At 70.1% G+C, this 20,444-nt stretch carries 19 protein-coding genes; 11 read left to right on the top strand and 8 right to left on the bottom strand.

Annotated elements, in window-relative coordinates:
- Positions 1-207 precede the first annotated feature (207 nt).
- The gene (locus ACODSY_RS11175) at positions 208-1,632 is read left to right on the top strand and encodes a porin (RefSeq protein ID WP_488951822.1); all 1,425 of its coding nucleotides are present in this window, start codon (positions 208-210) and stop codon (positions 1,630-1,632) included.
- On the opposite strand, the gene ACODSY_RS11180 is transcribed toward ACODSY_RS11175, so the two are convergent.
- Positions 1,629-2,315, bottom strand: coding sequence for a DJ-1/PfpI family protein (locus ACODSY_RS11180; RefSeq protein WP_488951823.1), 687 nt, complete (start codon positions 2,313-2,315; stop codon positions 1,629-1,631). The genes ACODSY_RS11175 and ACODSY_RS11180 overlap by 4 nt on opposite strands.
- 82 nt (positions 2,316-2,397) lie before the next feature.
- Here ACODSY_RS11180 and ACODSY_RS11185 point away from each other — a divergent pair, with 82 nt between their 5' ends.
- Entirely contained in the window at positions 2,398-3,348 is a 951-nt protein-coding gene (locus ACODSY_RS11185; protein WP_488951824.1) for a GlxA family transcriptional regulator, read from the top strand.
- Here ACODSY_RS11185 and ACODSY_RS11190 read toward each other — a convergent pair.
- Together ACODSY_RS11190 and ACODSY_RS11195 are read right to left on the bottom strand one after the other, a co-directional pair.
- On the bottom strand, positions 3,345-7,478 hold the full coding sequence (locus tag ACODSY_RS11190; RefSeq protein ID WP_488951825.1) for a hybrid sensor histidine kinase/response regulator: 4,134 nt from the start codon (positions 7,476-7,478) through the stop codon (positions 3,345-3,347). The genes ACODSY_RS11185 and ACODSY_RS11190 overlap by 4 nt on opposite strands.
- Before the next feature lie 105 nt (positions 7,479-7,583).
- Positions 7,584-8,129 carry a DUF1003 domain-containing protein gene (locus ACODSY_RS11195; protein ID WP_488951826.1) on the bottom strand — a complete coding sequence of 182 codons (546 nt, stop codon included), beginning with the start codon at positions 8,127-8,129 and terminating at the stop codon, positions 7,584-7,586.
- Positions 8,130-8,186: 57 nt separating this feature from the next.
- On the opposite strand from ACODSY_RS11195, the gene ACODSY_RS11200 reads away from it, so the two are divergent.
- On the top strand, positions 8,187-9,011 hold the full coding sequence (locus ACODSY_RS11200; protein ID WP_488951827.1) for an SDR family oxidoreductase: 825 nt from the start codon (positions 8,187-8,189) through the stop codon (positions 9,009-9,011).
- On the opposite strand, the gene ACODSY_RS11205 is transcribed toward ACODSY_RS11200, so the two are convergent.
- Complete coding sequence (locus ACODSY_RS11205; protein ID WP_488951828.1) at positions 8,974-9,948, bottom strand: cell wall hydrolase; 975 nt, start codon at positions 9,946-9,948, stop codon at positions 8,974-8,976. The two genes, ACODSY_RS11200 and ACODSY_RS11205, sit on opposite strands and share 38 nt — an antisense overlap.
- A 416-nt stretch (positions 9,949-10,364) precedes the next feature.
- On the opposite strand from ACODSY_RS11205, the gene ACODSY_RS11210 reads away from it, so the two are divergent.
- Positions 10,365-10,544, top strand: coding sequence for a YMGG-like glycine zipper-containing protein (locus ACODSY_RS11210; protein WP_488951829.1), 180 nt, complete (start codon positions 10,365-10,367; stop codon positions 10,542-10,544).
- Between the two features lie 150 nt (positions 10,545-10,694).
- Here ACODSY_RS11210 and ACODSY_RS11215 read toward each other — a convergent pair whose 3' ends face one another.
- Positions 10,695-11,627 (bottom strand): hypothetical protein, encoded by a 933-nt coding sequence (locus ACODSY_RS11215; RefSeq protein WP_488951830.1) that lies wholly within the window; start codon positions 11,625-11,627, stop codon positions 10,695-10,697.
- Positions 11,624-11,968, bottom strand: coding sequence for a PadR family transcriptional regulator (locus ACODSY_RS11220; protein WP_488951831.1), 345 nt, complete (start codon positions 11,966-11,968; stop codon positions 11,624-11,626). The genes ACODSY_RS11215 and ACODSY_RS11220 overlap by 4 nt, the downstream gene beginning before the upstream one ends.
- Positions 11,969-12,156: 188 nt before the next feature.
- Here ACODSY_RS11220 and ACODSY_RS11225 point away from each other — a divergent pair, with 188 nt between their 5' ends.
- Positions 12,157-12,879, top strand: a complete 723-nt coding sequence (locus ACODSY_RS11225) for an ankyrin repeat domain-containing protein (RefSeq protein ID WP_488951832.1) — start codon at positions 12,157-12,159, stop codon at positions 12,877-12,879.
- Positions 12,880-12,944: 65 nt separating this feature from the next.
- Positions 12,945-13,850, top strand: coding sequence for an alpha/beta fold hydrolase (locus ACODSY_RS11230; RefSeq protein ID WP_488951833.1), 906 nt, complete (start codon positions 12,945-12,947; stop codon positions 13,848-13,850).
- Here the strand turns inward: ACODSY_RS11230 and ACODSY_RS11235 are convergent, their stop codons facing one another.
- Entirely contained in the window at positions 13,851-14,960 is a 1,110-nt protein-coding gene (locus tag ACODSY_RS11235) for an aromatic ring-hydroxylating oxygenase subunit alpha (protein WP_488951834.1), read from the bottom strand.
- A gap of 145 nt (positions 14,961-15,105) precedes the next feature.
- On the opposite strand from ACODSY_RS11235, the gene ACODSY_RS11240 reads away from it, so the two are divergent.
- Both ACODSY_RS11240 and uvrB read left to right on the top strand, forming a co-directional pair.
- Entirely contained in the window at positions 15,106-15,381 is a 276-nt protein-coding gene (locus ACODSY_RS11240; RefSeq protein ID WP_488951835.1) for a helix-turn-helix domain-containing protein, read from the top strand.
- Between the two features lie 90 nt (positions 15,382-15,471).
- Positions 15,472-17,718, top strand: coding sequence for an excinuclease ABC subunit UvrB (uvrB, locus tag ACODSY_RS11245; RefSeq protein ID WP_488951836.1), 2,247 nt, complete (start codon positions 15,472-15,474; stop codon positions 17,716-17,718).
- A gap of 257 nt (positions 17,719-17,975) precedes the next feature.
- On the opposite strand, the gene ACODSY_RS11250 is transcribed toward uvrB, so the two are convergent.
- Positions 17,976-18,707, bottom strand: coding sequence for a hypothetical protein (locus ACODSY_RS11250; RefSeq protein ID WP_488951837.1), 732 nt, complete (start codon positions 18,705-18,707; stop codon positions 17,976-17,978).
- 248 nt (positions 18,708-18,955) lie between these two features.
- Here ACODSY_RS11250 and ACODSY_RS11255 point away from each other — a divergent pair, with 248 nt between their 5' ends.
- The 3 genes from ACODSY_RS11255 (at position 18,956) to ACODSY_RS11265 (ending at position 20,421) form a co-directional block, all read left to right on the top strand.
- Positions 18,956-19,303 carry a hypothetical protein gene (locus tag ACODSY_RS11255; RefSeq protein WP_488951838.1) on the top strand — a complete coding sequence of 116 codons (348 nt, stop codon included), beginning with the start codon at positions 18,956-18,958 and terminating at the stop codon, positions 19,301-19,303.
- A gap of 275 nt (positions 19,304-19,578) precedes the next feature.
- Positions 19,579-19,866 carry a hypothetical protein gene (locus ACODSY_RS11260; RefSeq protein WP_488951839.1) on the top strand — a complete coding sequence of 96 codons (288 nt, stop codon included), beginning with the start codon at positions 19,579-19,581 and terminating at the stop codon, positions 19,864-19,866.
- 288 nt (positions 19,867-20,154) lie between these two features.
- Positions 20,155-20,421 carry a hypothetical protein gene (locus tag ACODSY_RS11265; protein ID WP_488951840.1) on the top strand — a complete coding sequence of 89 codons (267 nt, stop codon included), beginning with the start codon at positions 20,155-20,157 and terminating at the stop codon, positions 20,419-20,421.
- The last annotated feature ends 23 nt before the right edge of the window (positions 20,422-20,444 follow it).

Consider the following 20,444-nt stretch of genomic DNA (forward strand, 5'->3'; position numbering starts at 1 on the left):
CATATTTCCACTTCGACACTGACCGCCGTTTACTACCTGCCGATTAAGGTGAACGAGATCGCCATGGGTCAGTATGTCGCAGGACTCGGTTTTCCTTTAAGAATCCCGGAAGGTCGGGGGGCGTTTCGCGCCGCGTTGACCAGCGGTTCACCTCTCTAACCTTAATGACTGTGACATCTGCATGCACAGGCCGAGGTCTAGACCTAGATGAACAAGCTGCTCGGGACGTCGCTGATCGCCGTCCTCCTGGCGGGCGTGTCCGCGCCCGCGATGGCCCAGGCGACGAGCGAGGACCGCATCGCCGCCCTGGAAGCCAAGATCGCCGCCCTGACGGGCGAACTCGCCGATCTCAAGGCCGAGACCAAGAAGTCGAACGAGCAGATCAACAAGAAGCTGGCGGCGACGGCGACCCTGTCGAACGCCCGGCCGACCATCACCAGCGCCGACGGCAGCCAGAAGTTCGCGATCCGCGGCATCGCCCAGTTCGACGCCGCCCAGTACGACGCCCGGAGCAACCTGCCCGGCCGCAACGACTTCAACTCGGGCACGAATTTCCGCCGCGCCCGCCTGGGCATCGAGGGCACGTTCGCCCGCGACTGGAACTACACCCTGACCGGCGAATTCGGCGGCAGCGGCTCGGAAGCCGCCCAGCTGAACGCGGCCTTCATCGAATACACCGGCTGGAAGCCTGCCGATGGCGTGGCCGCGCGGCTCCGCATCGGCGCCTGGGCCACCCCCACCGGCCTGGAGGACGCCACCAGCAACACCGAGGGCCTGTTCCTCGAGCGCGCCGCCGTGGCCGAAATGGTCCGCAACCTGGCCGGCGGTGATGGCCGCTCGGGCGTCGGCGCCTTCTTCAACGGCGAGCGGTGGTACGCCTCGGCCGTGCTCACGGGCGCCCTCTCCGGCAACACCGGCGAGTTCGGCGAGCAGACGGGCTACCTCACCCGCTTCGCCTTCGCCCCCGTGTACGGGAAGGACTACGCCCTGCATCTGGGCGCCAATCTCCAGGGCGTCCTTCACGTGGCCGACACCGGCGCCGGGACCGCGAGGGTCCGTCAGGTGCGCCTGCGCGAGCGGCCGGAGCTGCGCGTCGACGGCACGCGCCTGGTGGACACCAACAACATCAACGCCTCGGGGCTCACAGCCTACGGCGCTGAGCTGGGCGCCTACTACAAGAACCTGCAGGTCTCGGCCGAGGCGTTCCGCGTCGACGTCGACCGCATCGGCGGCTTCAATCCGCGCTCCGACGGCTGGTACGTGCAGGGAGCCTGGACGATCACCGGCGAGAGCCACCCCTGGACGAGCGCCAGCGGCGGCTTCAAGGGCGTGAAGCCCGCGAAGAACTTCAGCCCGGCCGACGGGACCTGGGGCGCCTGGGAGATCGCCGCCCGCTACAGCGTGCTCGACCTCGACGACCATGCCGGAACGGCCGGAGCGGCGACGCCCCTGGGCGGCATCCGCGGCGGCGAGCAGAAGATCGCCACCGTGGGCCTCAACTGGTACCCGAACCCGGTCTACCGCTTCCAGGCCCAGTACGAGCGCGTCAACATCGACCGCCTGAGCGCGACCGGCGTGCAGGTGGGCGAGGACGTCGACATCGTCTCTCTGCGCAGCCAGGTCGCGTTCTAGACCGGCGCCATACGGTTCGCCGCCTCGGCCGCCGCCTGTGCGCGGCTGCCGGTGGCCGCGGCCATTCGGGCCTTCACCTGTTCCAGGATCTCCGGCCGCGCCAGCTCGGGGCGGCCGCGCTCGAACGGCGGCGCCGGGGCGTACTCCAGGCCGAGCTGGATCGACTCGGCGAAGTCGCGGCCGGCCAGTTCCTCCAGCATCACCAGGGCGAAATCGATGCCCGCCGTCACGCCGCCGCCGGTGATGACATTGCCGTCGCGGGCCACGCGCTCCTCGGCCACCGTCGCGCCGAACGCCGGCAGCAGGTCGCGCCAGGCCCAGTGCGTCGCCGCCCGCTTGCCCTGCAGGAAGCCCGCGGCGCCCAGGATCAGCGAGCCCGTGCAGACCGAGGTCCGGTAGCGCGCCTGCCCGCCCAGCCGGCGGATCTGCGCCATGAACGCCTCGTCCTGCATCGCCGCCGTGGTCCCGAAGCCCCCCGGGACGCACAGCACGTCACAGCGCTCGATCTTCGCCAGGTCGGCCAGGTTCGTGAAGGTCAGGCCCTCAGCCTCAATGTCCTGCCCCCCCAGCGAGGCCACCGTCACCTTGGCGCCCGGCGTGCGCGCCAGGAACTGGTGCGGGCCGGTGAAGTCCAGGTGGGTCACGTCGGGATAGAGCGCGAAGACGATCTGCAGCGTGGACATGGCGGCCTCCTCTGAAGTTGACGCGTCCAACCTAGGCTGCGCACTCTCCGGCAGAAATGACACTGATCCGGCATTTCCTGCCATGACCCGATCCATCGCCATGGTGATCTTCCCCGGCTTCCAGCTCCTGGACGCCGCGGGGCCGATCGCCGCCTTCGAAATCGCCGAGCGCTACCGGCCGGGCAGCTACGCCCTGACCGTCATGGCGCCGCTCGCCGAAGGCGACGCCGTGGGCCAGGTCGCCAGTTCGTCCGGCGTCCGCTTTGCCGCCGAGCCGCTGGGCGACGGCCCCTTCGACACGGTCATCATCTCGGGCGGGGACGGCACGCGGTCGCTGAAGGAGCTGGGCCGGATCGTGGCCTGGCTCAAGCGGGTCGCCGCCCGCCGCCGCACCAGCGTCTGTTCGGGCGCCTATGTCCTCGCCGAAGCGGGCCTGCTGGACGGCCGCCGCTGCACCACCCACTGGAGCCGCACCGACGACTTCGCCCGGCGATATCCGAAGGCGCGGCTCGACGCCGACCGCATCTTCATCCGCGATGGCGACGTCTGGACCTCGGCCGGGATCACCGCCGGCATCGACCTGTCTCTCGCCCTCGTCGAGGACGACCTGGGCGCCGAGGTGGCCCGCCGCGTGGCTCAGCAGCTCGTCGTCCACCAGCGCCGCCCCGGCGGGCAGAGCCAGTTCTCCGCCCTAGTGGAGCTGGGGGGTCGTTCGGGCCGCTTCGCCGAGCTCATGGACTGGATGCGGACCCACCTCGCCGAACCCCTGCCCGTCGAACGGCTGGCCACCGAGGCCGCCATGAGTCCCCGCAACTTCGCCCGCGCCTTCGCCGCCGAGACCGGGACGACGCCCGCCAAGGCCGTAGAACGCCTGCGCCTGGAGGCCGCCCGCACCGCTGTCGAGACCAGTCACGCCCCCATCGACCGGGTGGCCGAGGCCGCCGGCTTCGGCGATCCCGAGCGGATGCGCCGCGCCTTTCTCCGCGCGTTCGGCCAGCCGCCCCAGGCCCTGCGGCGGGCGGCGCGCGCCTAGACGGCCTCGGCGGCCGCGTCGTCGTCCGGGATCGCCGGGCCGTTGGCGATCCACCCGGCCACCACGCCCGCGAAGTGGTCGATGTTGATCGGCTTCGAGATGAAGTCGTCCATGCCCGCCGCCAGGCAGGTGCTCTGGTCCTCGGCCGTGGCGTCGGCGGTCATGGCCACGATGGGCACGCGGGCCCCCGCCGCCCGGATCCGCCGCGTGGCCTGCAGCCCGTCCATCTGCGGCATGTGCACGTCCATCAGCACCAGGTCGTAGCCGCCGCGCACGGCGGCCTCGACGGCGTCCGCGCCATTGGTGACCGTGTCCACGTCGCAGCCCATGGCCTGGAGCACCGTCACCGCGACCATGGTGTTCACAGGATTGTCCTCGGCCAGCAGCACCCGGCCGGACGAAACCACGGCCTCGGGCTCGGCGGCCTCGGGCTCGGCCTCGGGCGCCGGTTCGGCCGCGCCGGCGACCAGCAGCGTCTCCAGCGCCTCCACCAGCACGCGACGGCGCACCGGACGCGCCAGTGCCGAGTCGGCGTCCAGGGTCTCGATGTTTCGGCTCTCCGAGGCGTCATCCAGGCCGATGATCAGCACCACCTTCACGCCCGGCTTCGCCGAGCGCACGCGCAGAACCTCCACCAGCCCCTGGGTGTCGTTGCCCGCCAGGTTCGCGTCGGCCACCACGAGATCGAAGCCGATCGCCGGGTCCGCCAGCCGCGCGCAGGCCGCGTCGAGGTCCTCGGCGTCGGTCACCTCGGCGCCCTCGCGCTCCAGCGCATCGCGGGTCGCGATCCGCGCCTCGGCCAGAGTACGGGCCACCAGCACGCGCCGGCCGCCGAGCCGCGCCGCCGGCGCGTGGGGGTGGGCGCTGGCCGGCGGCAGCGGAACCTCGAACCAGAAGACCGCCCCGCCGCCCGGGCGGTCGGCCACACCGATCTCGCCGCCCATCAGTTCCACGAGCTGGCGGCAGATCGAGAGACCCAGGCCCGTGCCGCCATAGCGGCGGGTGATCGAGTTGTCGGCCTGCTGGAATTTCTGGAACAGCCGCGTCTTGGCCTCGTCGGAGACGCCCACGCCGGTGTCGGACACCTCGAAGCGGAGACGTCCCGTCTCGGGCGCGGCGGAGACCGCCACAAGGATGTGGCCTTGCTCGGTGAACTTCAGCGCATTGGACAGCAGGTTCAGCACCACCTGGCGCAGACGCACCGAGTCGCCGCGCACCACCGTCTGCGCCGTGGGATCGACCCGGCAGACTAGCTCCACGCCGTTCTCGAGGGCCCGCGGCGCCATCAGCTCGACGGCGTCCTCGACTAGGGTCTCGACGTCGACGTCCACCGTTTCCAGCTCGACCTTGCCGGCGTCCATCTTCGAGACGTCCAGGATGTCGTTCAGGATGACGAGCAGGTTCTCGGCCGACAGCTTCACCGACCGGGCGAAGGTCTGCTGCTCGGGCGTCAGGCTGGTTCGCAGCAGCAGCGCGTTCATCCCCAGCACGCCGTTCATGGGCGTCCGGATCTCGTGGCTCATGTTGGCCAGGAACTCTGACTTCGTCAGAGCCAGCGCTTCGGCCCGCGCCCGCGCCTCGGACAGCTCGGTGGCCTGGTCCTCCAGCGCGCGCGTCTGCGCCTGAAGCGCCTCGGTCCGCTCCGCCACCTGGCGTTCCAGTTCGACCCGCTGCTTCTGCAGATAGGCGGTGCGGCGCCAGATCACGAAGGCCACCAGCCCCACGATGGCGAGGAGCGCCGCCAGCTTGGTCCAGATCGTCTGGTGCCAGGCCGGCAGCACGCGGATGGGCAGGCGCAGGACCTCCGACGTCCACTGGCCCGACAGGTCCGAGGCGCGAACTTCCAGCACGTAGCGGCCGGGCGGCAGGTTGGTGAAGGCCGCGGCGCGGCGGCCGAAGTCGGTCTCGGTCCAGTTCGGGTCGCCCGCCATCCGGTAGGCGTATCGGAGGCGCTCCGGGGCCGTGTAGTCCAGGGCCGCGAAGCCCACTTCGAAGCCCTGCGCCCCCGCGGGGATCTGTAGCGGCTGGTCATGGCCCAGCGCCAGGAACGGGTTGCCGCCGACCCTTTGGCCGCCGATCCGGACGTCGGTGACCTCCAGGCGGGCCCGCGAGGCCACCGGACGCAGGCGATCGGGCCGCACCACGGTCAGGCCTCCGCGGCCGCCGAACAGGATCGTGCCGTCGGCGGTGATCGCCCCCGCGTCGCTCCAGAAGGTGGAGATGGTCACCCCCTCCGCTGCGCGGAACGCACGGACCTTCATCGTCGCGGGATCTATCCGGGCCAGCCCGCTGTCGGTGCTGACCCAGATCTGACCCTCGCGATCCTCGACGGCGCGGTTCACATTGGTGTTGGGCAGGCCCTGCGCGACCCCGATCTGCCGGAACCGTCGCGGCTTGCCGGGCCCAGCAGGCAGGCTCACGGAAACCCCGTGGCCGAACGTCGACACCCAGAGCCGCCCCGCGCTGTCGACCAGCAGGCTGGCGATGTAGCCCTCGGGCCGGCCCGGATGCACCTCGCTGCGCTCGAACCGCTCCACCATCCCGGTGGCCGGATCGTAGAGGTTGAGGCCGTTGTAGGTGCCGATCCACACCCGTCCGTCGCGGTCAGGCGCGACGGCGCTGACGCGGCGGTCGCTCAGCCGGTCCACCGGCACGATGTCGTGCGGCGCGAGGGCGTCGCCCGTTCCGACGCGGTAGCTCCAGACGCCGTCCAGGCCGCCGATCCACAGCAGCGCGCCGCCGCGCGCCAGGGTCTGCACGCGGGCGTTGGGCTTGCGGCCGGGCATCTCCAGACGGCGTACGCGGCGCGCGGTGGCGTCGGCGCGGAACAGGCCCTGGTCCGCCGCCAGGAACACGTCGCCGCCCGGCGCTGACGCGAGTGATCGGATCGAGGCCTTCGGCAGGCCGCCGTGGGGTTGGGGCGCCACATGGGTGATCGTGCCCCGCGCGGGATCGATCAGGTCGACGCCCTGGCTGATGAATCCCGCCCAGACCCGCCCGTCGGGCGCGGCGTAGAGGGCGACCGGGTTCTTCTCCGACAGCGCCGAACCCGAGGCCCGGCCGCCGAACAGCGTGGCGAAGGCCGGCCGTCGCGGATCGTGCCGGGTCAGGGCGTTGTTGGTCGCGATGAAGATCAGGCCGTTCGGGTCGCGGTACAGGGCGCGGATATTATCGTCGGCGTAGAGCAGGCTGCCGTTGCCCACCGGCAGCCGCCGCCCGATCAGCGTCCCCGGATCCACCGCGATCAGTCCGCCGTCATAGGCGCCCACCCACATCTCGTCCGGCGAGACTTCGACGAAGCCCGCGACCCGCAGGGGGCGGTCGCCGGCCCGCGTCGCGGCGATCGAAGTCACGCCGCCGGTCGCGGGGTCGAGCACGAAGGCCCCGCGTCCGTCGGCGCCGATCCACAGCCGCCCGTCCGAGGCCAGCTTCAGCGTGGTCACCGGGGGCTGCTCCCCCTCCCCCAGGCGCACCTTCGAGAGCGTGCCGTCGGCGGCCCGGCGGAGCAGCCCGCCGGGCGTGCCGATCCACAGGTCGTTCGCGCGGCCGCGCTCCAGCGCCGTCACGCCGCCCGCCAGGGCCTCGGCGCCCGCCGTCCGCGCGTTCATCCGCTTCACGGCGCCGGTCGCCCGGTCCAGCAGGTCGAGGCCGGCCTCCGTCCCCACCCAGAGCCGCCCGCCGCCAGCGTCGGCCAGGGCGGCGATACTCACGTGGCTCAGCCCGCCGACCTTGGACTCGAACGTGGTGAAGCTGTCGGTACGCGGATCGTGCAGCGCCAGCCCGCCCGAGGTTGTGCCGACCCACAGCCGGCCGGCGGCGTCGGTGTGCAGCACCTGGACCTGGCTGTCGGGCAGCCGCCCCGCGCCGCCCCCCTCGGCGGTGAAGGTGCGGAACCGCGCGCCGTCCCAGCGCGCCAGGCCGTTCTGCGTGCCGAGCCACAGGAAGCCGCGGCCATCCGTCGCCAGGGCCATCGGGATCGCGGAGTTGGGGAGTTGGTCGTCCTGGGCGATGGGGGCGATGACGCGGGTGGCGAGGTCGCGCCAGTGCTCGGCGGCCGGCGCGGGCATCGCGGACGCCAGCGCCAGCACGGCGGCGCCGGCGACGGATTTCCACAATTGTTTCAGGCCCATCCCCACCCAGCCCGCACGATCCCACGCGAGCCCGACAGAGAACCGGATATCCGTAAAATAAGTGGTTACACGCGCGGGTTGCCGCAGCCTCCGGGGCGGCGAAGGCTACTTGCTGGCCGCCTGCCCCCGCAGGATCCGCAGGCTTTCGTTCTGCCGCTTGATGATCCCCAGCAATTCGCGGTGGCGCATGGCGTCGACCTTGTCGTGCAGGTGCATGATCTCGAGCTCCGCCCGCAGGTTGACGATGTAGTCGTGCTCGGCAGAGGCCCGGTCGCGCGCCGCGGCGCGGTTCTGGCTCATCATGATGATTGGCGCCTGGATCGCGGCCAGCGTGGACAGCATCAGGTTCAGGAAGATGAAGGGATAGGGATCGAAGGCCAGGCCGAACCCCTTGGTCGCGACGTTCCAGCCCATCCACACGAACAGGGCCACCGCGAAGGCGATGATGAAGGCCCAGGAGCCGCCGATCGCCGCCACGCGGTCAGCCAGCCGCTCACTGGAGCTCCGCTCGTCGTGCTTCAGCTCCGGATCCAGACCAGTCGGCGCCTCGGTGGCGATCAGGTCTATGACGCTGCGTTGGACGGGGGTTAGCGCCTCGTAGGCGCACCCCAGCAGATCCTTGGCCAGTTGCTCGCGGGCATCGACCGTCATCCGTATTCCCTCTGTGCGTCCGAAGCAGTTTAAGCTCCACAGCATAAGAGGGGTTTCATGATGGCGGCGATGGGCAAGGCGCAGGCCGGCGGGCGGCGGGCCATCCTCATCACCGGCGCGGCCAGCGGCATCGGCCTCGCGACGGCCCAACGGTTCGCCCGTGGGGGCTGGTTCGTGGGATTGGCCGACATCGACCAGAAAGGCCTCGCCGCCGCCCTGGAAGCCATCGGCCCCCTGAACGGCTCGACCCATCGACTGGACGTGCGCCACCGCAGCGCCTGGAAGGCTGAACTGGCCGCCTTCGCCAAGGTCACGGGCGGCCGCCTCGACGTCCTGCTCAACAACGCCGGCGTCGCCAAGGGCGGCTACCTCGAGGCCCAGACGGCCGAGGAGGTGGATCTGCAGGTGGACGTCAACCTCAAGGGCGTCATCAACGGCTGCCAGGCCGCCTTCGACCTGCTGGCCGCCACGCCGGGCGCGCTGGTCGTCAATGTGGCCTCGGTCGCGGGCGTGGTCGCCCCGCCGCGGATGAGCGTCTACGCGGCCACGAAATTCGCCGTGCGCGGACTCTCAGAGGCGCTCGAGGCCGAGTTCGCCCGCGTGCGCGTCGGGGTGCGCTGCATCATGCCCTGGTTCATCGACACGCCCCTGTTGGACAAGGCGCGGTTCTCCGGCAACGAAGACCTGCGGGTCTCGCTGCGCCACCAGAAGGTGCCGGTTTACCCGGTCGAAGAGGTCTCCGAGGCCATCTGGGCGGCGGTCCACGGCAAGCCACGGCTGCACCACCTCGTCGGCGGCCAGGCGCGGCAGGTCGGGCTGCTAAGCCGCTGGCTCCCCGAGCTCGTCAGGAAGCAGCTGCAGAAGCAGGTTGAGGCGTGGTGAGCGCGGCGGCCTCGGCCGGCTTTGCGGCGGGCGGCTGAGCGGGCTTCGGCGCCGAGACCGGAGTCGTCGAAACCGGGGCCGTCGAGACGGAGGTGGCCGAGACCGGCTGCAGCGAGTCGGCCACGGCCTTTTCCACCAGCGCCGGCATCAGCCGCAGTTCCGGGACCTGGGCGACTTCGCCCGAGGTCAGCACCGCATGATCCACCGCCGCCGGAGCGGCCGGCGCCGCGCGCAGGCGATAGGGCGAGAAGCGATAGAATACGTGCGTGCCCACATTGGCCACCCGCAGCATTTGCGGCGCCCAGGCGGGCGACACGGCGTTGGTGTGGAAATGGGTCGCCGAACCGATCTCGGCGCGGAGGGCGCCCGACAGGGCGCGGGTGGCGACGGCGCGGGCGCGGTCCCAGGCCAGGGCCTCCCGACGCTTCTTCATCGACCCGTCGCAGGCGAAGCTGAACTGGCAGCCCGAACGGCCGGCGCCTTGGAAGACCACCGCGCAGACGCTCTTCGGGAAGGCCGGATGCTTCACCCGGTTCATCACCACCTGAGCCACCGCGGCTTGCCCGCGGGCGCTCTCACCGCGCGCCTCGTAGTAGACGGCTTCGGTCAGGCATTCGAGGTCGGCGCGCTTCTTGGCCTTCGCCGCTCCTCGGTCGTTCGCGAAGCGTGACGCGATGGTCTGCGCATCCGGCGAGACGCCCGCTGCGTATCGTTCAAGGCCGAAGCGCAGGCCCTGGCCCGTGGCTTCGAGGTGCGAGCCGGCATAGCCGTCGGCCGCGGCCTCGGTCATGCGCAGGGCGCGGGTGTGGTCGGCGGCCTGGCCGGACATGCCGGCCACAAGGAAGAGAGCGCCCAGGCCCAGGCCAACGCCTGCGCCCGCCAAAGCGGCGCTGAACGGCGCACGCCAAGCGGCGAGCACCTTCGTGTCAAACTGCAAAACGGAACGGTCCTCAGCGGCGAGGGCGGACTTGCCCCCAAACTCATTGACGCCGCGGTCGCCCCTGCTCGTGCTGGTAGCGTCCGCCGGCTGGCCTGGCCCGAGATCCGTGTTGGGCGAGGCGACGGCAAATGGTGAAGGGTGTATGAATGCCGGAAGCGCTGCTGGCAAGAGTTTTTTGCGCCGCAGCATTAACGGCGCGGCGGAGCGGAGCCCTCAGCCAACGTAGTTCGCCGTCGCAGAAGACTGACAACACAGTGCATTTCCGCCTGGTTCCCGCGTCTCTGCATCTAGTCTGAAAGTAACGAAGAAATCTTCTTCAACCGCGTTCGTTTACCTTGCTCGCCTCTCACGCGAGCTTGCGCGGAACCGAAGCCTAGCTGGGCTGTTCTCAAGCGGGCAAAACGGAGGGTTCCATGCGCATCTCGCTCATCCTGGTCTCGGCCGCCGCCGCCCTTGCGCTCGGCGCCTGTGGGCACAACGTCGAACAGCGCGCCTCGACCGGAGCCATCGCCGGCGCTGTGGTGGGCGGCCCGGTGGGCGCCGCGGCCGGCGGAGCCGCCGGCGCGGCGATCAGCAAGGGCGTCGACAAGTAGACATATCCCCGCGATCGACGCATCTGGCGCCGGGTTTGCTGCGTACCCATCTCGTGGACGACGGGAGGGGCGCAGGATGCGCAATCTTCTACTGGCTGTGGTCGCCCTGGTGGGCGTACTGCTGATGGCGGCGAGCGCCGTGCACGGCTTCTAGGCCGGCGCGCGGACGCCCGCTTCGTCGCGATACAGGCGCCAGGCTTCGGTGGCCGCCCGCGCGGCGAACCCGAGGATAAGGACGCCCAGCACGATTTTCACGCCGCCGTCGAACATCGCCTGCGCCTTGCCTGAAGGGCCGGTGACGACGATGAACCTGCTCGACTGGATCACGCCCAGCAGGATCCCGGCGCCGAGCAGGCTCCGCCAGATCACCAGCCAGCGGACCAGTTGCACCCGGTCCGGTCGCGCCAGGGCCACGAGGTTGGAGGCGATCTCCACCACGGAATAGCCCACGATCCACCAGTGCCAGCGGCCCCAGACCGGGCCCAACTCCGGCTGGTTCTCGAACGGCGCCGCGGGAAACCGCAGCACGCCGATCCACCACAGCAGGAAGGCCACCCCGAACACCAATTCGGTCGTCAGGTCGAAACGCGAGCGGCCCCTTTCCCGGGCCGGCGGCAGTCTGGCCGGCTTCCACCGCACGATCTTCCTGGGGTCGCCGAACCGCTCGATCGCGGCGAACACCACCGTGACGGCTCCGGTCATGAACACGGCCGCCGAAAGCGGCGACATCACGCCGTCCACCGACAACCGCCCGCCCATCAGCCCGATCAGGATCAGGGCGCCGTACACGACTGCGATCACGACCAGGCTGGCCCGCAGCGCGGCCCACCAGACCGGATAGAGCGTCGGACCGATCAGGTGCTGCACGCGGCGGTACCGCCCGGCGACGAGCAGCGGATTGCCGAAATCGACCAGCAGCGCTTCCACCTCGGACTGGGTGAGCGGCCGGCCCAGGCCCTCCTCCCGAGCCTCCACCCCCGACATGATCTCGTCGCGGAGTTCGGCGGCGATGTCGGTCCGCTTGCGGGCCGGCAGCTCGCGCGCCACGGCCGCCAGGTAGCGGTCGATGAGGTCGTGGGTCATTTCGGTGTGCCCCTCAGGATCGCGTCGACCGAGGCGTTCAGCCTGGTCCATTCCTCGACGAGGCGGCCCAGCACGGCCTCCCCATCGGCCGACAGGCGGTAGAACCGCTTGTTCCGCCGCTCCTCAACCCGCCATTCGCTGGCCAAGAGGCCCTGGTCCTCGAGCCGGCGAAGCATCGGATAGAGCGCGCCTTCGTCGATCTCCACGCCTGCCTCGGCCAGCGCCTTGCGCAGCGTGTAGCCGTAGTGCTCCGCGCGAAGCTGTCCCAGCACGGCCATAATCAGCGACCCGCGCCGCAGCTCCAGCCGCAGGGTCTCGAAGATGTCGGCGTCGTTCGGCATTCTGCTGTGCGGCATACACTGTGTGACACACAGTGTCCATATATACTGTGCGGCGCACAGGTGGCGGGCGGAACTCACCGGCGCCGCGCGGCGCGCGCCAGGTCGGGCGACGCGGGATCGTGAGCGTTTGTCCTGCCGCCGAACGGGACTATTGCAGCTTCACCTTGGAGCACCCGCCGGATCGCCTGATGTCCCGACCGTTCGCCGCCATCATCGTCGCCTTGGCCCTGACCTCGTCCGCGGCGGCCCAGACGACCGAGGCGCTGCAGATCGCCGTCGCCCAGAACAACCCCGCGGCCATGGAGGCCGCGATCCGCGCCGGCTCCGACCCGAACGGGACCACCGACCAGGGCTCGCTGCTCGGCCTGGCGGCGCTGATGGGCAAGGCGCAGGCCGTGCGCGTCCTGCTGGCCCACGGCGCGGACCCCGCGGCCCGCGGCGCAAACGGCGGCAATGCGCTGAACGCCGCCTTCTTCGCCATCAACGGCGCCGCGATCCTCGGCCGCGGCGACCGTCCCGACCCGGCGAAGCGCGCCGAGGGGGTCGAAGTCGTCCGCCTGCTCGCCGCGCGCAAGGTCGGCCTCGACAACCCGGTCAAGATCGCCACCCGCAACATGACGCCGCTGATGCAGGCCGCGGAAGCCGGCGCCCTCGATCTCGTGCAGATCCTACTCGACGCCGGCGCCAATCCCAACACGCCCAACGCGGGCGGCTACACGGCCCTGGATTTCGCCGCGGACCGCGCACCCATCTGGTGCGAGTTGCCCCAGGACCGGCGCGCCGAGGTGGTCCGCGCCCTGCTGGCCAGGGGCGCCCGGCGCGAGCATGTGGGCGCCGATCGCGTCACCCCCCTGGAACGCGCCCGCCGGGCCGGGAACATGGAGATCGTGGCGATCCTCGAGGCCCGCTGATCGGGCCTGTCCTTGGCGCCCCGCCGCCGCTAGTCTACGCCGTAAATCATAAGGGGAGACGTCCGATGATCCGCAGCCTCGCCGCCCTGCTGGCGGCTCTCAGCCTCGCGACCGCCGCCGACGCCGCCCCCCAGGACAAGACCGCCGCCAACGGCGAGGTGAAGATCCACTACGTGGTCGACGGCAAGGGACCGCTGGTCGTCATGATCCACGGCTTCCCTGACTACTGGGGCACCTGGAAGCCGCTGATGGCCGAGCTGAACAAGGCCGGCTACCGCACCGCCGCGCTCGACCTGCGCGGCTACAACCTCTCGGACAAGCCGCAGGGCGTCGCGGCCTACGCCATGCCCAACCTGATCGGCGACGTGGCCGCGGTGATCGCCGCCGAGGGCCAGAAGGACGCCATCGTCATCGGCCACGATTGGGGCGCCGCCATCGCCTGGCAGACCACGTTCGCCCGGCCCGACCTGGTCAACAAGCTGGTGATCATGAGCGTGCCGCACCCGGCCGGCATGGCCCGCGAGCTCGCCACCAACAAGGCCCAGCAGGAGGGCTCCAACTACGCCCGCGTCTTCCAGCAGGAGGGCTCGGAGAAGGCCCTCACGGCCGAGGGCCTCGCCACCTGGGTCAAGGACCCCAAGGCCAAGGCCGAGCAGGTCGAGGCCATGAAGCGCTCCGACTTCGCCGCCATGATGAACTATTACCGCGCCAACTACCCGCGCGGGACCGGCGAGGCGACCCAGCCACCCGCCGCCATGAACCCGCCGAACCAGCGCGTGAAGGTCCCCGTCCTGGTCATCCACGGCATGAAGGACACCGCCCTCAACGCCGCCGGCCATTCGGGGACCTGGAACTACGTCGACGCCGACACCACCATCGTCATGGCCCCCACCGCCGGCCACTTCGTCCAGCACGACGCCGAGAAGCTGGTGAACACCACCGTCCGCGACTGGCTCAACGCGCGGCGGTAGCTACTCCGCCGCCTCCGCCGTCACCCCGGTCATCGCCGTCAGCTTCTCGGCGAAGCTGCGCAGGCACACCTCGGACGGCCCCAGCGGGCCGGTGTCGTAGCCGGAGCTCGCCATGCCGTCCTGCACGCGCTTGATCAGCACCGTGTCCTCGGCGTTGACCTGCCGGTTGATGCGCCAGTTCAGGTAGCGCGCCGCCCTCGCCTCGCGCCGCGCGTCGGGCCGCACATAGGCGATCTCCCGGATCAGGGTCTCGGTCGCCGAGATCGGGATGAACTGCATGAAGTCGATCTGGTCCGGGTAGACGTCGAACGCCACGTTCGGCCAGAGCTTGTAATAGTTCCACCGCCGCGCCTCGCGGCCGTCCAGGTGGTCGAAGGCCGGCAGCAGGGCCTGGTAGTTGCGCTCCACCCAGTTGCTGGACGGCGTCTCCTGCACGTCGCCCCACATCTTGTCGACCCAGGGCGCCGCCTCGATGCCGTAGCTGGCCCCGAACAGCCGGGTGAGCCCCGGATGCGCCACCGGGATGTGCAGGCTGTCGGAGTAGTTGTCCGAGATGTTCTTCCAGTTCACCGGCCGGGGCCGCAGCGTCACCCGACCCTGCGGGATCAGGTCCGGCGGGCAGTGCGGCGCCAGCTCCTCGGCATAGGGCGCCATCATCTCAGCCACGCTGGGCAGCCCCGGCGCGAACCGTACGAAGACGAAGCCCAGGAAGATCTCCTGCTCGATGGGCTTCAGGCCATGCTCCGCCGGGTCCAGCCCCTCGAACCCCTGCCACTTGGGGACATTCGCCAGCCGCCCGTCCAGCCCGTAGCTCCAGGCGTGATAGGGGCAGACGATCCGGTGGCCGCAGTTGCCCTGGTTGCCGTCCGCCAACCGCGAGGCCCGGTGCCGGCAGGCGTTGTGGAAGCTGCGCACCTGCCCGTCGTCGCCGCGCACGGTCAGCACCTTCTCGCCCAGGAAGTCGAACGCCTGGTAGTCGCCGGCCTCCGGGATGTCGTTCAGGTGGCACACCACCTGCCACGCGGTGCGGAAGATCGTCTCCTTCTCGCGCTCGAAGAAGGCCTGGTCGGTGTACATCCAGGCGGGAAGGCTCTGCACGGGCGCGCTCATGGGCCGGCACTCTCCCATGCCACCGCCCGCCTGTCAGCCGCCCCGGCTCGGCAAGAAATCGGCTTTGCTCGGGACAAGCTCGGTCACGCCTTCCGGTTGCTGGGAGTACATGTCCCGGTAGTTGGACTGGCAGGGCGTAAGCATCATGAGCGACGACGTGGACATCCTGGTGGGCCGCCAGCTGCGCCGCCGCCGGCGCATGCTCGGGCTCACCCAGCAACAGCTCGGCGAGGCGGTCGGCGTGCGCTTCCAGCAGATCCAGAAGTACGAGTGCGCCAGCAACCGCATCGGGGTGGCGATGCTCTGGAAGCTGGCCTGCGCCCTGGACGTGGAGGTCGGATACTTCTTCGCCGGGGCCCAGCGCCACGCCGGGACGCCCGCCGACGGCCGGGCCTTCGACGTCTACGACCGCGCGGCCTGACGCCGCCGCCGTTCATGCTGACACTCTGCTGTCAGCAGGCCCGTGCGCAGGATGTGGCGAACCTGCCCCGGAGCGCCTACCTTGGACGCCATGCCAGCCCCCTCCGCGCCGTCCGGCGTCGCCGACATGTCGGCCGTCTTCGACTACGACGAAAACACCATGCCCATGCTCTGGAAGCCGCACCGCCCCGTGCGGCCGGACAAGAGCGAGGGCGGCATCAAGTTCAAGCTGGCCTCCGCCTACCAGCCGGCCGGCGACCAGCCGACCGCCATCCGCGAGCTGGTCCAGGGCGTCCACGGCCAGGAGCGCGACCAGGTCCTGCTGGGCGTCACCGGCTCGGGCAAGACCTTCACCATGGCCAAGATCATCGAGGAGACCCAGCGTCCCGCCCTGATCCTCGCGCCGAACAAGACCCTCGCCGCCCAGCTCTACAGCGAGTTCAAGAGCTTCTTCCCCGAGAACGCGGTCGAGTTCTTCGTCAGCTACTACGACTACTATCAGCCCGAGGCCTACGTCCCCCGCACCGACACCTACATCGAGAAGGACAGCTCGATTAACGAGCAGATCGACCGGATGCGCCACTCGGCCACCCGCGCGATCCTGGAGCGCGACGACGTCATCGTCGTGGCCTCGGTCTCCTGCATCTACGGCATCGGCTCGGTCGAGACCTACTCGGCCATGACCTTCTCCCTGCAGCCGGGCGACCGGATCGACGAGAAGAAGCTGATGGGCGACCTGGTGGCCCTGCAATACAAGCGCAACGACCAAGCCTTCGAGCGCGGCACGTTCCGCCGCCGCGGCGACACCCTGGAGATCTTCCCCGCCCACTACGAGGACCGCGCCTGGCGCATCTCCCTGTTCGGCGACGAGATCGAGAGCATCACCGAGTTCGACCCGCTCACCGGCAAGAAGACCAACGACCTGCAGGGCGTGAAGATCTACGCCAACAGCCACTACGTCACGCCGCGCCCGACGCTCCGCCAGGCCATCAACCAGATCAAGGTCGAGCTGAAGGAACGCCTCGACTGGCTGGTCGCCAACGGCAAGCTGCTGGAGGCCCAGCGGCTGGAGCAGCGCACCACCTTCGACATCGAGATGATCGAGGCCACCGGCTCCTGCGCCGGCATCGAGAACTACAGCCGCTACCTCACCGGCCGCCGGCCGGGCGAGCCGCCGCCGACCTTCTTCGAATACATCCCCGACAACGCCCTGCTGTTCGTGGACGAAAGCCACCAGACCGTGCCCCAGATCGGCGGCATGTACCGCGGCGACTACCGCCGCAAGTTCACCCTCGCGGAATACGGCTTCCGCCTGCCCTCCTGCATCGACAACCGCCCCCTCAAGTTCGAGGAGTGGGACGCCATGCGGCCGGACAGCGTCTTCGTCTCGGCCACCCCCGGCCCGTGGGAGATGGAGCGCTCGGGCGGCGTCTTCGCCGAGCAGGTGATCCGCCCCACCGGCCTGATCGACCCGCCGGTCACCGTCCGCCCCGTCAGCAAAGATGGTTTTAGCCAGGTCGACGACGTCATCGCCGAGGTGCGCGACACGGCCGCCAAGGGCTACCGCTCCCTCGTCACCGTCCTCACCAAGAAGATGGCCGAGGACCTCACCGAGTACATGCACGAGCAGGGCCTGCGCGTCCGCTACATGCACTCCGACGTCGACACCCTGGAGCGGATCGAGATCATCCGCGATCTCCGCCTCGGCGCCTTCGACATCCTGGTGGGCATCAACCTGCTGCGCGAGGGCCTGGACATCCCCGAGTGCGGCCTGGTCGCGATCCTCGACGCCGACAAGGAAGGCTTCCTCCGCTCGGAGACCTCGCTGATCCAGACCATCGGCCGCGCCGCCCGGAACGTGGACGGCCGCGTCATCCTCTACGCCGACAGCGTCACCGGCTCCATGGAACGCGCCATGGCCGAGACCAAGCGCCGGCGGGAGAAGCAGGAGCAGTACAACCTCGAACACGGCATCACGCCCGAGAGCGTGAAGAGCCAGATCAAGGACATCCTCGCCAGCCACTACGAGAAGGACCACGTCACCGTCCCGGCCGGTGTCGCGGAAGGCGACAAGCCGTTCTTTGGCGACAACTTCAAGGCCACCCTCAAGGACCTGGAGGCCCGCATGCGCGAGGCCGCCGCCAACCTGGAGTTCGAGACCGCCGCGCGCCTGCGCGACGAGATCAAGCGCCTGAAGATGATGGACCTCGAATTCGCCAACGAGATGCTGACCCGCGACGGCGAAACCGCCGACAAGGGCGCCGTCAAACGCCTCAAGGCCGAAGTCCGCCAGGAAAAGGCCGAGGAGTTCCGCAAGAAAGGCCGCGCGAAGCGCTAACCCCATTCCTCCCCCATTCCACCCCCGCTGGGGGGTGGATCGCGAAGCGAGGGGGGCCGGTCGCCTCGCGACCGGAGGGGGAGGGGGACCACGAAGTGGTGGAGGGGGCTTCCGCCCAATCTGGAACCACGAAAAACACGAAACACACGAAAAGGCCGCGCAGCGGCGCCCCTGCCCCGATCCCGCCGCCGCACAGCGTCCCGGACGAGAACCCTTTCGTGTCTTTCGTGTCTTTCGTGGTTCCGCGCGAAGCGCGCCTAGTCGAACACCTCCGCCACCGTCGCCGGGCGCTCCACCCGCAGCGTGTAGACCGTCGCCACCAGCCCATAGGCCAGCACGGTGAAGAGCCCGCTGACCGCCTGGGACGCCAGCAGGGTCCCCTTGCTCGGCGCCACCCCGGCCGCCGCGGCCCCCATCATCATCGGGACCAGCACGGCCACCAGCGGGATCAGCAGCACGGCGTAGCCCAGCACCATGCCGCGCGTCGCGCGCCGCATCATGCGCCACGACCGCGCCGGCGTGATGTCGGCCCGGCCCGCCACACGGGCCATCGGCCACAGTGTCAGCCGCATGCCGATATAGAAGAACGCGAGGGCGAGCAGCACGACGCCCAACCCGACCGCCATCATGGTCACCGGCGCCACGCCCGGCCGCACCGCCAGGAGGTTCACCAGGCTCAGCGCCATCAGGCAGAGCACCATGCCCGCCGTGATCCCGGCGCCCTCCAGCAGCGGCCGGTCGAACCGCAGCCATCGCGACGGCTCGCTCATCAGCCGCATGGCCCAGGCCGCCCCCAGGCCCGACACCGCCGAGGCCACCACCGCATAGGCCAGATAGGCCGCGGTGATCTTCGGCGCAGCCGCATCGACGCCCGAGAGCGCGAAGACCTGCTGCACCGCCTGCCCGGACGCCGCCAGGCCCAGCCACACCACCAGCAACCGCCAACCCGCCGCCCGTGCGCGCGCCACCGCGCCACGCAACTGGGTCATCGTCCCGATCCGCGCCCTGGGATCGATCCCCCGCGTCTCCCCGTCCGCCACGCCCGCCGTCATACACCACGCCCCCACTGCACAGCCCGGCACAGGACCAGCCGGGCGCGCAACGGTCAACACCAGGCTGTGACGCCCCACGACGCAACCGCACCCCGACCGTTCGTCGCAACCCGGCCGCCGTTCGCCTTGACAGTCGCCGCCGCCCACGCCGACGCTCGCGCCTCAGGCCAGAGGGGAACCCGTCCATGCGCCAGACCATCCGCCGGCTCGCCGCGCTCCTGGCGCTCGCCGCCGCCGCGGCCCCCGTGGCCTCCCAGGCCGCCACGGCCGGAGACAAGCCCGTCGTCGCCGTCACCAACACCCAGGCCCAGCGCGTCGCCTACTGCACCCTGCTGGTCGACGGCCGCGCCCGCAGCAAGCTCGCCATCCGCCCCGGCAAGACCTGGTCGGAAGCCTTCGACCCCAGGCGCGAACTCCTCCTGGTCTGCGACCGCGGCATCGGCCTCAAGTTCGGCCCGCTGAAGGTGGGCCAGACCTACCGCCTGGTGGAGGAACCCGGCGCGAAGATCTCGCTGGCGGAGGGGGCGGAGTAGGCAGCTAGCCTCGGAACCTAGCCGCAAATCTGCCAGACAATCTAGGCGAGGTGTGCCTATCGCCCCCCACCCCATACCAACGGTTAACTAACAACCGTGACCTCGAATCCCCACCTCGCCCCACGGCAGAGTTAACTGGCCCCGTTCATGCTGGTGACAGGGAACCTGTGCTGTCTCTGGACGTAGGTTCGAGAAGCAAGGTCGGTCGTTTCGCGTCCTACGGAGGGGCGTGGACCGTAAGTGACCTTGGGGATCATCAATTGAGGTACATAAGGATGTCACCGTCTCTCTCTGTCGTCGCCGACAACGATCTGAAGGTCGTCGTTCCGAAGACTGAAACCGTGTCCGAGCGCGTGCGCCGGCTGCAGGCCGAGGCCCGCCAGCTCGCCAAGGACCACATCCGCTCGCTCTCGACGGCCATGGTCGAGCTGGAGCAGCTCGCCGCCGAGATCGCCGAGGGCGGCGACGCCTATGCGCCCGGCATCCGCGAGGTCGCCCGCCAGCTCGTCGAGGACCTCGACAGCCGCGTCCAGACCCTGGAAGCCATCGCCGCGCGCACCTGAGGCGCCGGCTGGGCGGCGCGCGGGGACGCGCCGTGCAAGGCCTTCTCTTGAGGTCTGTCCGTGATCCGGCCATCGGCGGGCGCCTGATCCCCGCCGGCCGAGGGACGTTCCCGGACAACCTCGCGGGTTAACCCCCTTCCTAAACCCTGTTGGGCCTAAACCCTGTTCGGCCGCCCACCCTGGGTCGAGCCGCCACACGCCCCGGCGCCTTTTTGTCGGGAAGTCGACGTCATTTTGGAACAGCCGGCGGCCAAACGCCGTTCTCGCCGCGAACGCGAGGGACGCGCCATGCCGCCGGAAACGGACCTCGCCGCCACGGTGGCGGCGAACGACAAGCTGTTGAAAGCCCTGATCGGCCTCCTGGCCGTCAAGGACCGCCATCTCCTGGGCGAGCTACGCACGGTCTTCGCCATGGCCGGCGCGCCCGATGCCGGGACCACCCCCGCCGAGGCTCGCACCTGGGCCCGCCTCCGCTACGAACTCGACCTCCTCACCGACATGGTCGAAGGCGACGACGACCCCGACGACCGCCCCGAGCGCGGCTCGGAGCACTGAGGCGCGAAAGAAAAACACGAACA

This window comes from Phenylobacterium sp. FG114, from assembly GCF_057809855.1.